General features: G+C 60.9%; 16 protein-coding genes. 9 read left to right on the top strand and 7 right to left on the bottom strand.

The window, feature by feature from the left end; all coding sequences use genetic code 11:
• Nucleotides 1-30: 30 nt before the first annotated feature.
• A complete protein-coding gene (locus tag PQR67_RS10815) occupies nt 31-933 on the bottom strand; it encodes a LysR family transcriptional regulator (protein ID WP_408458106.1) in 903 nt (300 codons plus the stop codon).
• 147 nt (nt 934-1,080) lie between these two features.
• Between PQR67_RS10815 and PQR67_RS10820 the strand changes: the two genes are divergently transcribed.
• Both PQR67_RS10820 and PQR67_RS10825 read left to right on the top strand, forming a co-directional pair.
• Entirely contained in the window at nt 1,081-1,830 is a 750-nt protein-coding gene (locus PQR67_RS10820) for an SDR family NAD(P)-dependent oxidoreductase (RefSeq protein WP_408458109.1), read from the top strand.
• An 84-nt stretch (nt 1,831-1,914) separates the two neighbouring features.
• Nucleotides 1,915-2,454: a carboxymuconolactone decarboxylase family protein gene (locus tag PQR67_RS10825; protein WP_408458112.1), complete on the top strand. Its 540-nt coding sequence runs from the start codon at nt 1,915-1,917 to the stop codon at nt 2,452-2,454.
• A gap of 34 nt (nt 2,455-2,488) precedes the next feature.
• On the opposite strand, the gene PQR67_RS10830 is transcribed toward PQR67_RS10825, so the two are convergent.
• The gene (locus PQR67_RS10830; RefSeq protein ID WP_408458115.1) at nt 2,489-3,181 is read right to left on the bottom strand and encodes an NnrU family protein; all 693 of its coding nucleotides are present in this window, start codon (nt 3,179-3,181) and stop codon (nt 2,489-2,491) included.
• A 502-nt stretch (nt 3,182-3,683) separates the two neighbouring features.
• On the opposite strand from PQR67_RS10830, the gene PQR67_RS10835 reads away from it, so the two are divergent.
• From PQR67_RS10835 to PQR67_RS10845, 3 genes are all read left to right on the top strand, one after another.
• Nucleotides 3,684-5,003: an Nramp family divalent metal transporter gene (locus PQR67_RS10835; protein WP_408458118.1), complete on the top strand. Its 1,320-nt coding sequence runs from the start codon at nt 3,684-3,686 to the stop codon at nt 5,001-5,003.
• Between the two features lie 103 nt (nt 5,004-5,106).
• Nucleotides 5,107-5,772, top strand: a complete 666-nt coding sequence (locus tag PQR67_RS10840; RefSeq protein ID WP_408458121.1) for a TetR/AcrR family transcriptional regulator — start codon at nt 5,107-5,109, stop codon at nt 5,770-5,772.
• A 117-nt stretch (nt 5,773-5,889) separates the two neighbouring features.
• Nucleotides 5,890-6,291 (top strand): VOC family protein, encoded by a 402-nt coding sequence (locus PQR67_RS10845; RefSeq protein WP_408458124.1) that lies wholly within the window; start codon nt 5,890-5,892, stop codon nt 6,289-6,291.
• 158 nt (nt 6,292-6,449) lie between these two features.
• Here the strand turns inward: PQR67_RS10845 and PQR67_RS10850 are convergent, their stop codons facing one another.
• The 3 genes from PQR67_RS10850 to PQR67_RS10860 all read right to left on the bottom strand — a co-directional run bounded on the left by PQR67_RS10850 (nt 6,450) and on the right by PQR67_RS10860 (nt 9,808).
• Complete coding sequence (locus tag PQR67_RS10850) at nt 6,450-6,845, bottom strand: RcnB family protein (RefSeq protein WP_408458127.1); 396 nt, start codon at nt 6,843-6,845, stop codon at nt 6,450-6,452.
• A 291-nt stretch (nt 6,846-7,136) separates the two neighbouring features.
• A complete protein-coding gene (locus PQR67_RS10855) occupies nt 7,137-8,507 on the bottom strand; it encodes an MFS transporter (protein ID WP_408458130.1) in 1,371 nt (456 codons plus the stop codon).
• A 50-nt stretch (nt 8,508-8,557) separates the two neighbouring features.
• On the bottom strand, nt 8,558-9,808 hold the full coding sequence (locus tag PQR67_RS10860; RefSeq protein WP_408458133.1) for a metal-dependent hydrolase family protein: 1,251 nt from the start codon (nt 9,806-9,808) through the stop codon (nt 8,558-8,560).
• Between the two features lie 411 nt (nt 9,809-10,219).
• On the opposite strand from PQR67_RS10860, the gene PQR67_RS10865 reads away from it, so the two are divergent.
• The 4 genes from PQR67_RS10865 to PQR67_RS10880 all read left to right on the top strand — a co-directional run bounded on the left by PQR67_RS10865 (nt 10,220) and on the right by PQR67_RS10880 (nt 12,266).
• The gene (locus PQR67_RS10865; RefSeq protein WP_408458136.1) at nt 10,220-10,426 is read left to right on the top strand and encodes a hypothetical protein; all 207 of its coding nucleotides are present in this window, start codon (nt 10,220-10,222) and stop codon (nt 10,424-10,426) included.
• A gap of 40 nt (nt 10,427-10,466) precedes the next feature.
• Nucleotides 10,467-10,625: a hypothetical protein gene (locus tag PQR67_RS10870; RefSeq protein ID WP_408458139.1), complete on the top strand. Its 159-nt coding sequence runs from the start codon at nt 10,467-10,469 to the stop codon at nt 10,623-10,625.
• 128 nt (nt 10,626-10,753) lie between these two features.
• Nucleotides 10,754-10,942 carry a hypothetical protein gene (locus PQR67_RS10875; RefSeq protein WP_408458142.1) on the top strand — a complete coding sequence of 63 codons (189 nt, stop codon included), beginning with the start codon at nt 10,754-10,756 and terminating at the stop codon, nt 10,940-10,942.
• 226 nt (nt 10,943-11,168) lie between these two features.
• Nucleotides 11,169-12,266 carry a serine hydrolase domain-containing protein gene (locus PQR67_RS10880; protein ID WP_408458145.1) on the top strand — a complete coding sequence of 366 codons (1,098 nt, stop codon included), beginning with the start codon at nt 11,169-11,171 and terminating at the stop codon, nt 12,264-12,266.
• 127 nt (nt 12,267-12,393) lie between these two features.
• On the opposite strand, the gene PQR67_RS10885 is transcribed toward PQR67_RS10880, so the two are convergent.
• Together PQR67_RS10885 and PQR67_RS10890 are read right to left on the bottom strand one after the other, a co-directional pair.
• Nucleotides 12,394-12,816 carry a cupin domain-containing protein gene (locus tag PQR67_RS10885; RefSeq protein ID WP_408458284.1) on the bottom strand — a complete coding sequence of 141 codons (423 nt, stop codon included), beginning with the start codon at nt 12,814-12,816 and terminating at the stop codon, nt 12,394-12,396.
• Nucleotides 12,817-13,114: 298 nt separating this feature from the next.
• A complete protein-coding gene (locus PQR67_RS10890) occupies nt 13,115-14,068 on the bottom strand; it encodes a PDR/VanB family oxidoreductase (protein WP_408458148.1) in 954 nt (317 codons plus the stop codon).
• Nucleotide 14,069 lies beyond the last annotated feature (1 nt).

Consider the following 14,069-nt stretch of genomic DNA (forward strand, 5'->3'; position numbering starts at 1 on the left):
TCGAAGCAGCCCAGTGGCCTCAGCGGTCTTTCAGCTACGCGCCATCGCCTTGCCGACGTGGTCGGCGAACGCCTTGACCTTGGCCGAATGCCGGCGCTCCACGGGGCTCACCAGTTGGATCGGGATGGGGATCGTTTCCCAGTCCGGCAACATCCGCTGCACGTCGCCGCTGGCCAGTTCGTCATCGAATAGCCAGTCCGGCGAATAGCCGATTCCCATACCCGCAAGAACCGACGCCCGCATGACCTCGCTGCTGTTGGTTTGCAGATTGCCTTCGACCCGCACGACACGCGTGGTTCCAACCGGGTCCGCCGCGCCGGGCCCCGCCGTAAAACGCCACGCGTTGCGCATTGCCAGTTCGGTGTAGACGATGCAGTTGTGCTCGATCAGGTCGTCGGGCGTGCGCGGCGCCTTCGTTCCTTTAGGCAGTGAGCGCACGTAGTTGCGATGCGCCATCAGCATTCGTTGAGCTGTTCCTACGCGACGCGCGATCAGGCTGCTGTCCGGCAGATCGCCAATGCGCACCGCGACGTCGATCCCCTGTTCCACGAGATCGACAAAACCGTCGTTCAGACGCAGGTCGATCTTCACGCCCCGGTGTTCCGCCAGAAACGACTGAACCAATGGCATGAGCTTGAGGCGCCCAAAACCCACCGAAGCTGCGATTCGCAGCCAGCCTGTCAGTTGCTGCTCGCCGCGCCGCAGCGCGCCTTCGGCCTCCGCGATCTCCGCCACCAGGCGCCGCGCCTGCTCGAAATAGTGCTCACCTTCTTCCGTCAGTGCGAGCGAACGCGTGGTTCGCGTCAGGAGGCGCGCGCCCAGTTCCCGCTCGAGCGCCGCGACCTGTTTGCTGACGGCGCTTTGCGTCGTGTCGGCCTCGTGCGCGACCGCGGAAAAACTGCCCGCCTCCACCACGCGCACGAAAGTCTTCATAGCCTGCAGTTTGTCCATTTTGCTCAATATATTCCTGGGTGGAATTAGTTATAGGAGCATACACCCGCTATATCGCCAACCTGGAATCAGTCAGAGTTCAGTCATCGCAAACGCGATTCGATGCAACCCAAACCAAGGAGTACCGAGATGAACTCACCTGTCGTTCTTATCACTGGCGCGCTGACCGGCATCGGCCGCGCTACCGCTCTTGCCTTTGCTCGTGAAGGAAGCCGCGTGGTTGTCAGCGGCCGTCGCGAAGAGGCCGGCCAGGCGCTTGCCGCCGAACTGCGCGCCCTCGGCGCCGAAGCCGAATTCCTGCGCGCCGATGTGCGCTTCGAAGCTGAAGTGCGCGCAGTTGTCGAGCAGACCGTCGAGCGTTTCGGGCGCATCGACGTGGCGGTCAACAACGCCGGCACGGAAGGTCAACTGGCACCGATCGTCGAGCAGACGGCGACCAACTACGAAGACACGTTCTCCGTCAACGTGCTCGGCACGTTGCTGTCGCTCAAGCACGAGATGCGCGTGATGCTCGCGCAGGGTGCGGGCTCGATCATCAACCTCTCGTCGATCGCGGGCCAGGTCGGTATCGCGGGCGCGTCGGTCTACGCGGCCAGCAAGCATGCGGTCGAAGGCCTCACGAAGAGCGCGGCGCTCGAAGGCGCCGCCGCCGGCGTGCGCGTTAATGCCGTGGCGCCGGGTCCGGTCGCCACTGAAATGCTCGATCGCTTTGCCGGCGGCAGTGAAGAAGGCAAGGCCGCTTTCCTCGCGACGATACCGGCGCGCCGCGCCGCGACCCCGGACGAGATCGCCCAGACCATCGTGTTCCTGGCGAGCGATAAGGCGCGCTACCTCACTGGGCAGAGCATCGCAGTCGACGGCGCTTATACGGCGCAATAACGGGCGCAATAACGGGCGCAATCACGCACGCGCTCTTTCACCCGCTTTGTTCATCGCCTCATTTTTTCACTCAGGAGCATCACCATGACCATCATCAATGTCCCAACGCGCGACGAAGTCTCTCCGGCTAACCAGGCCATTTTCGACAAGCTCAAGAGCAGTCTCGGCAAGGTGCCCAACCTCTACGCGACGCTGGCCCATTCGGAGCATGCGCTGGGCAGCTACCTCGCGTTCCAGAACGCGAAGAGCAGCATCACGGGCAAGGCGCGCGAAATCGTGAACCTCGTCGTAAGCCAGGTGAACGACTGTGAATATTGTCTGGCAGCACACACCGTGATCGGCAAGATGAACGGCTTCACCGACGAACAGATTCTCGAAATCCGCGGTGGCAGGGCCAGTTTCGACGCGAAGTTCGACGCGCTCGCACGCCTCGTAAAGAACATCACGGTTAACCGCGGGCATGCCGATCAAGCGTTCGTCGATGCCTTCTTCGCCGCGGGGTGGACCAAGGCCAATCTGGTCGATGTGATCGTCGCGATCGGTGACAAGACCGTCACCAACTATCTGCACGGCACGACGCGCGTACCGGTGGACTTCCCCGCAGCGCCGGCGCTTCCTGCCTGACCTGATGGATTGCCGTCGGGCCGTCAGGCCGCCGCTACAGCCAGTGCCAGATGCCGGCGGCCCAGCCGGTGAGCGGCCCATGCGCCCAGCTCGCGACGAGCCAGACGAAGAGGCCGCCCAATAGCGCGTGCGAGCCGAAGCCGCCCAGCCGCGCACGGCCGGCGGCGATCGCCGCGAACGGCAGGTAGCTCGTCTTCGACTCCCATGCGGGCCAGAGATCGGGCTGGAGTTGCTCCTTCTTCCGGTCCTGCAAGGCGGCGCCAACCAGCGCGAGGAAGATAATAGCCGTCGCGAGGATGATGTTTTTAGTCACGGGGAACACCGCGACGTGGCACAGCCCCCAAAGCGCGAACGCCCACATCATCGGGTGACGCGTGATCGCGAACACGCCGAGCGCCGTTTCCGGGAACGGACCGGGCTGGCCGCCAGTGGGAAGCGCCGGGTTACGGATCAGGGAGCCCATCAGAAGGATCGACGCAATCAGCATGACGAGGGTCACCACCGCCCACAGCACGTCTCCCGCCGCCCAAAGCGGCGCGGTGACAGGAGCGTGCACATAGGCCACGACCAGCCAGCCGAAGGTCACGAACGCGACCACCGAATAGACACCGAGGAACCCCACGTCGCCGATTGCGCGGACCAAACGCCCGCGCAGCGGATGGGACAGGAGAAAGTGGCTACCCACGAAGGCGACTGCCGCCGCCGCAATTGCGCTGGTGCTTCCCATTGGCCTGGCTCCTCAAGTCATATCGTCGATTGACCGTGTTGTCCTCATCCGCGAAGACGCGCGGCCGGACGGGTTCGAAGCCGCCGGTATCGTGCGTACTCCGGTATTGATGAGGACTTCATCTGGACATGTCGTCATGGCGGCTCGAACCGCCGTGGAGGGCCGGGGTATGGCCCCTGTTTCATATCCAGTACCGAAGATTACTCCTCGTGCAAGTAGACCGGCCAATTACGCGGAGATCGTCGGCCAGGTGTTCATTTCAAAGCACCTTTGGCGCGGCGCTCAGCCATGTCCGCGATTCGCCTGGCCCAGGTTGGCGGCAGGACGGGTAATCGCACTCTGCGGTACATTTATTACACTGTCCGATGTGGGCGCGACGACTGCTCCGCTGTTGCGAAGTGTCGTCGGTGTAAGTGGCAATGTGGCGATGCGATACCGTCAATGCCACGCCTGCCAGGTCTTTCGGATTCTCCTGTCATTTTTATGAGCAAGGAGCAAGAGCTTGGACGAGCGCGTTCATAAGGCATCCAGACCGGCGACGAGAACCGAGCGCACGACGCTTGCCGTCCGAGCGGTATTGGAAGGCCGCCGTGGCGGCGCGCTGATGCTTCTGCCGTTTGCTGGACCGGCCGTGGTGGTCTCGGTTGCCTATATGGACCCGGGCAACTTTGCGACGAATATTCAGGCGGGCGCCAGATACGGTTACGCGTTGCTCTGGGTGGTGCTCCTGGCGAACCTTGTGGCGATGCAGTTTCAGGCGCTCTCGGCGAAGCTCGGCATCGTCACCGGGCGCAACCTCGCGGAACTGTGCCGCGAACGGTTTCCGAAACAGGTTGTGCTGGGCATGTGGGGCGTAAGCGAAATCGCCGCGATGGCAACCGATCTGGCCGAATTTCTCGGCGGAGCAATCGGGCTGTCGTTACTGTTTCACATGCCATTGCTTGGCGGCATGGTGGTCACGGCGATTGTGACTTACGGCCTGCTGTTGTTCGAGAGCGCGGGTTTTCGTCCGCTTGAACTGGCGATCGGCGCACTCGTCGGCATCATTGGTTTGTCCTATCTTGCCGAGCTGTTCATTACGCCGATTGCGTGGCGGAGTGTTTTCGCCCATACGTTTTCCCCCCAGTTGCCCGACGCGAACGCGCTGACGATCGCAGTCGGTATCGTGGGCGCAACCGTGATGCCGCACGCGCTTTTCCTGCACTCCGGACTCACGCAAGGCCGGGCACCGGCGAGAACCGAGAGCGAGCGCGCAAAGTTGCTGAAATTCTCGAATATCGAGGTTGTCATCGCGCTGACCATTGCCGGTCTCGTCAATATGGCGATGGTTATCATGGCGGCCGGTGCATTTCACAGCGGACACCCGGAAGTGGCGGAGATCGAAACGGCCTATCACACGCTGGCGCCGCTTTTAGGCATCGGGGCTGCGGGGATTTTCCTGTTGTCGCTAATCGCTTCGGGTATATCGAGTTCCGTGGTCGGCACCATGGCGGGCCAGATGATCATGCAAGGGTTCGTGGGTTTTCGCATTCCGCTATGGGTACGCCGCGCCGTTACCATGGTGCCGAGTTTCGTCGTGGTGGCGCTTGGGGTCAATGCGACTCAGGCACTCGTTCTCAGCCAGGTTGTATTGAGCCTCGCGTTGCCGCTGCCGATGGCTGTGCTGGTATGGTTCACCTGCAGCAAGGACGTGATGGGCCCTTACAAAAACCGAGCGCTCGTCGCCGTGATCGCTACACTCGCGGCATTCGTCGTCCTGTCGTTCAATGTCGTGCTGATACTGCAAACATTCGGCGTTGAGATTCCTGGCTTGCCGGCCTGAACCATTCGTAACCACTCGTACACGTGATCACCGCATGCCTCGACAGCTGACTCCGTCTCCGCTCAAACCGCGCAGGGCGCCCAGCCAACCCCGCTCCGAGCGCATGGTTGCCACCTTGCTCGAGGCGGCCGCGCAGGTGCTCGAAATGAAGGGACTCGAAGGTTTCAATACGAACGCGGTCGCGGAGCGCGCCGGCGTCAGCGTCGGCTCGCTGTATCAGTACTTCCCCGGCAAGGACGCGTTGACGATCGCGCTAATGCTGCGCGAGAAAGAACGCTTCTATCAGGACGCGCGGAGCGCGCTCGATCATGCGGGCGGACTGGCCGCGCTCAATCATCTGATTGGCTGTTCGGTGCGGCAGCAGTTTGCGAGGCCCACTCTCGCACGGCTACTCGACGTCGAAGAGAGCAGACCACAGTTGCGCGAGGCGCTGCCGGATACCGGAACGATGCACGGCTTGCTGGAGCAGATCCTTGCGAGTGATGGTTTGCCACCGCAGGACGACACGGTTCTCGCCGCACGCGATCTGATGGCGATCGTCCGTGGTCTCGTCGACGAGGCCGGTGAGCGAGGCGAGACGGATATGGCCGGACTCACGCGCCGGGTAACGGCCGCCGTGCTGGGCTATCTGACGATGATGTCGGGTGCGAGTGCCGGCTTGAACGGCGATTCGCTTGCCACGGAGACGCCGCAACCCGAGGACAAACCCAGGGGAAAACGCGAGTACGCTGCACGCAAGATCCCGACGCGCGGGCTGAAACGCCCGTAGCACAAGGCTCGGCGGCAGGCGGCGCGAGCGCGGCGACGCGAGTATTGAACGCGAGCTTTTACTCGTAACATTCTCCGTACGGAACGCAACGAGCGAACCAGAACAACGGAGATCGACATGACCGATATCACCACCACCATGAAGCTCAATCACGCGAGCTTCCCCTCATCCAATGTGAGCGCTACCGCCAGTTTTTTCGAGGCGCATCTGGGCTGCACCGTTGCCGCGCGAGGCGCGAGCTGGTTGCTGAAACGTCCGGGATTCGACATCGTGATCGAAGACGCCGCCGACCATCCGGTCGAATGGCCGCACAACTTTCACATCGGCTTCGAGCTGCCCACGCTCGATGATGTTCGCTCGCTTCATGGCCAGATGGTCGCGGCCGACGTCGTGATGAAAACCGACGTGTTCAAGCATGAGCGCGGCTCGCGTTTCTTCTGTGAAGTGCCGGGCGGCGTCCTGGTCGAAATCAATACTCGTTCGGATGCCGAAGAGAAATTTCGTGGCACGTTCGGCTGATAATCGGGTGACTTAGGGTGGCCTATGGCTTCGCCAGCTCACGATACGGAATGGTACGGTGGCCCGTAACGACGGGCCACCGTACTCACCGGTGTTCACGATCCGCAGAATGAAAGTTCGTTTTCACCGGGCAAAGCAATCGATTTCGATTCGGTTGCTTAGTGTGCGTTCAGCAGGACGTTTGCAATGACACCCGTCGCAATGGCGGCGAGTACATAGTCACCGTTCACGCCGACCCACTGATAGCCGCGGGGCGGTGCTTGCAGGCCGTGCTCGTGCCAGTTGTCGACGACGTAATTGCGATCGCGGTACTCGGCCGGGAGCCGGTCACCCCTGTGCCAATCGTTGTGAGGAACGGGGCCGCCGGGGCCTCCCATGGACGCTTCGTGAGGCGCAGGCCCGTGACCGTGCCCATACTGACCCCCGTGACCCGGGTTCTGTCTCTCGTGCTGGGGCGGGCCGCCGTGATTGTCGTCGTGTTGCTGCGCGAAGACAGCGGTAGACATGCCGAGTAACGAAACGATCAAAAGTGGTGCGACGATTGTCAACTTCATGGCTTTGTCCCTGAGTGAATGAAGCGATAGCAGTGTGGCGCGCGAAGCGATGCCTGCCGCAAAGCGCCTGCTGCGTGTTGGTTGCCTCGCTACGCGACGTGGTTTGCATTATTAACGCTCACATCGTCTGCGTTGGCAAATAATGTCATAAGAACGTCAGTTCGCCAAAGCCATGCGCGATGGCTGCACGAATTCGAGGTGCGTGATACACGGGTGACACTGGGGTGACACAGGGGTGTCACGAATGGCACGCTGACGGCGATAGCCGGGTTGGGACCGCAAGCTGATGTCTTACCGTTCGATCTGGCCTGCTGCAATGTCCTCGAGCGATCTTCCGCGCGTCGGCACCCCCATCAGCACCACGGCCATCGCACCGCACAGCAGGACCAGTGTGGTTGCACCGAACACGCCGGCAAATCCCAGCCGCGGATAGACGTACCCGACGAGGATAGGCGCCGCGATCGCGCCCAGCCGGCCGATCGACGAAGCGAGCCCCGTGCCCGTTGCGCGCACGTCGGTGGGAAACACCTCCGGCGTATAGGCATAGACGCCCGCATAGGTGCCGTTCATGAAGAACGAAAGCAGGATGCCCGAGACCATGATGCCCGCATCTGTGCGGGTCAATGCAAGGCCAAGCGCCGATACGCCGCCCAATACCATGTATGACGCGATCGTTGCCTGCCGGCCGATCTTCTCATTGAGCCACGCGCCGGAAAAGTATCCCGGGATCTGTGCGAGGTAAATCACGAGCGAATACGAAAAGCTCCGCGTGATCGTCATCCCGTTCTGAACCAGCAGGCCGGGAATCCACGTGAAAAAAGCGTAATAGCTGAACGTGATGGATAACCACATCAGCCACGTCATTGCGGTGATGCGCGCGAGCCTGGTGGCCCACAACGCCTTCACGTTCGCGACGATCGAGGCACGTCCCGCTGCGAGCGGAACGGTGGCGTTGCCCATTGTGGGCAGCGGCTCCAACTGCCCGCCCGCCTGGATTACCTCTGCCTCCATTCGCGAGACAATTGCGTCGGCTTCCGCGTGCCGGTCGCGCGCTTCGAGCCAGCGCGGCGATTCGGGCAAGGCACGGCGCCACCAGAGCAGCATCAGAATAGGCAGCGCGGTGATAACCATCACCGCGCGCCATGCATTGGGGGCGAGCGGGATCACCAGATAGCCGAGCAATGCAGCCGCCACGAAACCGAAGGAGAAGAACCCCGCGAGGCTGCCCGTGAAACTCCCGCGATACCGCCGCGCCACGAACTCCGAAAGAAACGGCGCGACGATGGCGCTTTCCGCGCCCGTCCCCAGGCCGGCGACAATGCGCGTCGCGAGAAAAAATCCCCAATCATTCGCGAGTGCGCTGGCAAGAGACGCGACACAGTAAATCACGAGCGCAAACATCATGACCTTGCGTCGGCCGATGATATCGCCGAGCATGCCTGCGAACATCGCGCCGACGAAATAGCCGATGAACGTGCCGCTTCCCAGCACGCCGGTCTGCACACTCGTCAGCCCCCATTGCGTGCGCAGCACCGGCAGGAGGAAGGCGAGCACGGCGGCGTCCATCGCGTCGAAGGTGTAGCCGAGGCCACCCATCAATAGCAGACGACGGTGAAAACCTGAAAACGGCAGGCGTTCGATGCGGGCTGAAATCATCGACATGAACAGACTCCGATAGGGACTGTTAGCACTATGAACACAGGCTTACACGGTCAACACCCTTCGAGTTCGTTGACGAAGAGCTGGCCATCCTTCATCACGAGCGGGATATGTTCGCCCTGACCTAACAGGCAATCGACAGACTTCAGAGGATTGCCGTCGACCACCAGCACATCGGCGTGAGCACCCGGTACGATTCTGCCGAGCTTGTCCTGCATGCCGAGTACTTCCGCGCCAACCACGGTTGCGCTCGCGATCACTTCGGCCGGTGACAGAACCTCGGCCAGAATCCGGAATTCGTCGCTTTGCAGGCGTTGGGCCTCGCCGAGCAAGTCCGTGCCGAAACCCATCTTGACCCCGGCGCGCTTCATGATCTCAATCGAGTGCAGGCCGGCGCCATGCACGTCCGCGATTTTGGCAATGCTTGCCGGCGGCAGCCCGTATTTCTCGCCTTCACTTGCAAGCGCATCGTAAGTGACGAGGGTCGGCACGACATACGCGCCGTGTTCCGCGACGACGCGGGCAGTCTCCTCGTCAATCAGGTTGCCGTGTTCGATCGTGCGCACGCCGCAGCGTACCGCGCGCGCGATCGCCGCCGGCGTATAGGCATGCGCGAGCACATAGGTGCCGCGTCCCTGCGCTTCGGCCACGATCGCGCGGATCTCGTCCTCGGAGTAACCGAACGCGCCGACCGGGTCGGTGGGTGAAGCGACGCCGCCCGAAGCCATGATCTTGATCTGGTCGGCGCCCATCTGCAGTTCTTCGCGCACGGCCCGGCGTACTTCATCGACACCATCCGCCACGCGGCCCAGCGCGCCTACGCGCACGCAGCATCCGCAGGGCGAATCGGGCGGCATATAGTCGGAGCGGGCGCGCGGATCGGCATGACCACCTGTCTGGCTTAACGCGCGACCGGATACGAAGAGGCGTGGCCCCTCGACGAGCCCTGACTCGACCGCCTGCTTGAACGGATATCCGGCACCGCCCGCGTCACGCACGGTCGTGAAGCCGCGGCGCAGCATCGCGCGCATGATCGGCACGGCGCGCAGTGTAACCAGCACGTTGGGTAGCGTCGCAACACGCGGCAGGTTGAACTCGATCGCGACGATATGCACGTGCAAATCGATCAGACCCGGCATGATCGTTTTGCCTTTGACATCGATGACGCGCGCGCTGCTGCTCTTGATCGGCTTGTCGGAAACTTCGCGGATGAAGCCGTCTTCAATGAGGACTTCGAAGCCTTCTAGCAGATCGGTGCGGGTGGGATCGAGAAGCGCGCCGTTACGTAAGAGGAAGGTGGTCAACTGTTGTCTCCTTCAGGTTTCGATCACAGCGCCCGGTATTCGGGCCTCGCCTCGAGTATGCAGGCTTGGCGTATGGAAGCGCTGCCAGGATATTCATCAGGATCGGTCCGGTACACGTCATGTCTGTGCGCTGACCAACACGTGGCGCAACGCCGATCACGTTTCGCCGACTGACGGGCCATGCTGCACCGCGACAGCTTTGCGAAGACACCATAAATATGCAGTAAAAAGCGTTTCCCACATATTGATCTGTTGGACACCTCAGCATTATGATGGGTGCCTTGGCGCGCGATATGCCACCGGACACAAGGTAGCATCCCGCAGCAGCCATCCCCGAATTGATCCTGCTCGCCGGGCGAGGCCAATGGATCAGATTCCCAGCGAAGCAACAGGCTCAGCCAGGAGACGGAGATGCTCAGTCCACATGAATTCGCGACCCTTATGTTACTCAAGGATGCGCCGGATCTCCTGAATCTGGACAGCGCCGATCTGGAGGCGCTTCTAGACCGCCAGCTCGTCACGCTGGAAGACCTCTCTTCCGGGCAGCGACGTCCTCTCATCACCCATGACGGACACATGTTTCTGAGAGCTTTCGCTCGTCTTCCGCGCGACGAATGACACGTATCGCTTGATCAGTTTGACCGTCAAGGAGTGTTTCGTGGCCGAATCGTGGACAGGAATCGTCGTGGGCCTGTGTGGGCTGAGCGCCGCCGTGCTGCTGGTCTCCGTTCACTATTGGCGTGAAATGACGCGACGGCGGAAACTCAAACGGATGGATCATCGCGATTGGTGGGAAGTGATGCGCGACAGGCACTGAAGAGGCGTTTCTGGAGCCGTGGGTGGTTACGGCATGAAGTAGGTCGCACGGATTTAATAAGCATTCCTTTGTAAGGTGAGAAGCAGCATGCCCGGCTTGCAGTAAGGCAGGTCACGCGAAAGCCAATCGTGATCTGGCTAGACGATGCGGTGCAGATCGTGCATGCGCTGCTTCTCGTGCGCGGACTCGCTGCTATCTGGGTATTCACGCTCCTGTACGTCGCTTTCGATCCGGTGCTGTTATTGACACTGGACCCTGGACCTTGGCGCCTGATTCCGCCCCGCAACGCATCTCACGCGAAGACAACGCGCCGATGAACGGTGCGTTGCATCTTCGGACAGGTCCAGTGCGTAATATTTAGCAAGATTGTGCTGATCGACCTACCAACGGAATTCCGGCAATCCGCCGTTTAACGTGTCAGCGTACGAAATGATTTTCGTGAGCGCTTCAGGCAGCGCGGACGCATGATTCGAAACGGCTCGTGGTGTCGATCCTGACAACTCTGTTCATTTGGACGGCCACGATTCTCGTCTGCCACAGGAGATGAGTTTGAAAATCACTCGCCGGGCCTTTCTCGCACTTGCCATGGCAGGACTGGTGACGCAGAGGTCAATCGCCTTTGCGGGCCAGTCGCCTGACGCTGTGGACTGGCCGGGAGAGGAGTGGGACAGAATTACGCCAGAGCAGGCAGGATGGGCGGCTGACGCACTCGCACAGGTCCATGCGTATGCCGAGTCGGTCGGCACGGAGACGCTCGTCATTGTGCATCGCGGTCGTATCGTTGAAAGTTGGGGCGACATGACACGCAGGCTGGAGATCCATTCGGTGCGCAAAAGTCTTCTCAGTGCGCTGATTGGCATCGCCGTTGCGGAGAAGAAAATTGACCTTGACGCAAGCCTGGCAAGCCTGAATATCGACGATACGCCTCCCGGTCTGACCGACGCGGAGAAACAGGCGACAGTTCGGCAGTTACTCCAGGCGCGTTCCGGCGTATATCACCCGGCACTTTACGAAACCGCCGGGGAGAAGCGACTGCGGCCTGCTCGCGGCAGCCATTCTCCCGGCACCTTCTGGTACTACAACAACTGGGATTTCAATGTCCTCGGCACGATTTACGAGCGAGCGGTCGGTGCATCGATTTTCGAAAGCTTCCAGCAACGCATTGCGAGTCCGATCGGCATGCAGGACTACCGGCCTCAGGACGGGCGCTACGTCCGCGGACGGAATTCCGTGTTTCCGGCCTATCCGTTTCATATGAGCGCGCGTGACCTCGCTCGTTTCGGGTTGCTGTATCTGCGCTCCGGCCAATGGAATAACGAGGCTATCGTTCCCGCAAGCTGGGTCGCGGAAAGCACCCGGGCCTGGTCGGAAACGCATCTTCATTCCGGATACGGCTATCTCTGGTGGACGGGGTTTCCTGATCGGCGCGTTGAGGCCATGGATTTGCCGCCCGGTGGTTTCTGGGCCGACGGTCACGGTGGCCAGTTCGTGGTGGTCGATCCCATGAATGACATTGTCGTCGTCCACCAGACCGACGGGCAGCAAGTCACTGCGCGGCAAATGGGCCATCTGATGGGGTTGATTTATACGGCTGCCCACGTCAGCGACCCGGGGGCCGATCCTGTTGCAGCGAGCAGCTAACGACAAGGACCGACACGAGGAGTGAGGCCGCTGGTTCTTCCATCGCGATGAAATGACTGCATGAGGACATATCGGCCTCCGCATTTTTGTTCGTGCCAACAAGTGTGAGTGCGGAGCGAGTCAGTCCTCAATCTTCACTCTCTTCGGCGAGGTCCACGAAAACCTTATTGGTGCCCGCCGCATACAGACGCTTGCCTTTGTGCGGGTAGTCGCAGACGTCCTGCTCCAGCCGCTGACCGGCGACGATCAGAACGAGTGGGGCGTGTCCGGTATTCAACAATGTGTGTGCAGCGCCACCGCGGGCAAAACCCATGAAGTCCCCGGGTCCGACTTCGTGTACCTGATTGTCAATCGTTGCCTCTCCTTTGCCGGAGAGGATGTAGACACATTCCTCTTCGTAAAGGTGGCGATGATATTCGGTGGACTCGTGCCCTGGTTGCAGCGTGATGAGATGAAAGCCCAACTGGGTGAGTCCGGTCATGTCGCTCAGCGACTTCTTAAGGCGAACCGCCCGCTCATTCAATGGATGGATGGAGCACTGCGGCTCCATTGCGTCGATTTCGGTTGCCTTCAACAACTCGCGTGCTGGGTTCGACACTATTCGCCTCGTCTCTAACGGGTATGGCTTCTGGTGAGAGTCCGCTTGAATTGTCGGCGATCTTTTCATTCCTGTCGAATGATCGCTTGGCCGTGCCGGAATCGACTATGGCAAGCCGGGCGGTGTGAGCGTTGCGTCGCTCACCGGACCGCTTCTTGCCACGGAGGAGTGGCAAAGATTTCCGCGGCCGAGGGCAATCGGCTTCTGGAAAGTGCGACGCATTCTGGAAAGTAATGTTCGACCCGGACGACTAGAGATCGATCACCAGTTCGTCGGATTTCGCTCGCGACACGCAGATCATGAGCGATTTGTTAGCCGCCTGTTCATCCTCACTCAATACGTAATCGCGATGCTCGACGTCTCCCGACAGGACCTCAACCTCGCAACTGCGGCACAATCCTTCCCGGCAGGAAAACGGTGGACAGACGCCCTGACGCTCGAGACTTTCGAGTATCGACTCATTGGGCGCAACCATGCAGCGTAGTCCCTGTTTTGCGAGCACGACCGTGAAAACCCGTTCACTGTTATCGGCACCGCGCGGCGGCGATGCGGTGAAGCGCTCGACATGCAGGTTTTCGGGCGGTATGCCGCATTGCCGGCCGTGATGCAGTACGGCGTCCATGAGTCCGTCTGGTCCGCAACAATAGATGTGCTCCGTGGCCGCCACATCGCTTATTAATGCCTGAATGTCAGGTGTCTTGCCGGCGAATTCGTCGTTGGCGTACACATCAACGTTGTCGCCGAACGCGCATAATTCATCGAGGTACGCCGCGCACGTTCGTGAACGCACGCAATAGTGCAGGTGCCAGGGCACTGAATGACGGACGCACCAGCGGATCATGCTGAGAATCGGCGTGATGCCTATTCCGCCGGCAATGAAACGATGCGATGCCGCTACGGGTGACAAAGTAAATAACGCGCGGGGCTCGCTGATCGTCAGCGAGTCGCCCTCGCGAAGCGACGCGTGCAGATAGCTCGATCCGCCGCGCGATGTCGCGGACAGGCTCACACCAAGACGATAACGGTCTGTTTCCGCGGCGTCGTTGCAAAGCGAATACTGTCGTATGAGACCGTCGGCAAGATGGACATCGATATGCGCGCCGGGCTCGAACGGAGCAAGCGTCGCGCCGTCCGCGGCTTGCAACTCGATGCCGAGGATCCCTTCCGCCTCGCGCTTCAGTTGCGTGACTTTCACCTGGATCATC

Source organism: Paraburkholderia fungorum, assembly GCF_046026025.1.
GTDB classification, from domain to species: Bacteria; Pseudomonadota; Gammaproteobacteria; order Burkholderiales; family Burkholderiaceae; genus Paraburkholderia; species Paraburkholderia fungorum_E.

Excerpts from the sequence above, each read along its gene's own strand:
- PQR67_RS10820 (WP_408458109.1), top strand. The coding sequence starts at position 1,081 with ATGAACTCACCTGTCGTTCTTATCACTGGCGCGCTGACCGGCATCGGC.
- PQR67_RS10840 (WP_408458121.1), top strand. The coding sequence starts at position 5,107 with ATGGTTGCCACCTTGCTCGAGGCGGCCGCGCAGGTGCTCGAAATGAAG.
- PQR67_RS10890 (WP_408458148.1), bottom strand. The coding sequence starts at position 14,068 with ATGATCCAGGTGAAAGTCACGCAACTGAAGCGCGAGGCGGAAGGGATC.
- PQR67_RS10845 (WP_408458124.1), top strand. The coding sequence starts at position 5,890 with ATGACCGATATCACCACCACCATGAAGCTCAATCACGCGAGCTTCCCC.
- PQR67_RS10850 (WP_408458127.1), bottom strand. The coding sequence starts at position 6,845 with ATGAAGTTGACAATCGTCGCACCACTTTTGATCGTTTCGTTACTCGGC.
- PQR67_RS10825 (WP_408458112.1), top strand. The coding sequence starts at position 1,915 with ATGACCATCATCAATGTCCCAACGCGCGACGAAGTCTCTCCGGCTAAC.
- PQR67_RS10865 (WP_408458136.1), top strand. The coding sequence starts at position 10,220 with ATGCTCAGTCCACATGAATTCGCGACCCTTATGTTACTCAAGGATGCG.
- PQR67_RS10855 (WP_408458130.1), bottom strand. The coding sequence starts at position 8,507 with ATGTCGATGATTTCAGCCCGCATCGAACGCCTGCCGTTTTCAGGTTTT.
- PQR67_RS10880 (WP_408458145.1), top strand. The coding sequence starts at position 11,169 with ATGAGTTTGAAAATCACTCGCCGGGCCTTTCTCGCACTTGCCATGGCA.
- PQR67_RS10815 (WP_408458106.1), bottom strand. The coding sequence starts at position 933 with ATGAAGACTTTCGTGCGCGTGGTGGAGGCGGGCAGTTTTTCCGCGGTC.
- PQR67_RS10830 (WP_408458115.1), bottom strand. The coding sequence starts at position 3,181 with ATGGGAAGCACCAGCGCAATTGCGGCGGCGGCAGTCGCCTTCGTGGGT.
- PQR67_RS10885 (WP_408458284.1), bottom strand. The coding sequence starts at position 12,816 with ATGGAGCCGCAGTGCTCCATCCATCCATTGAATGAGCGGGCGGTTCGC.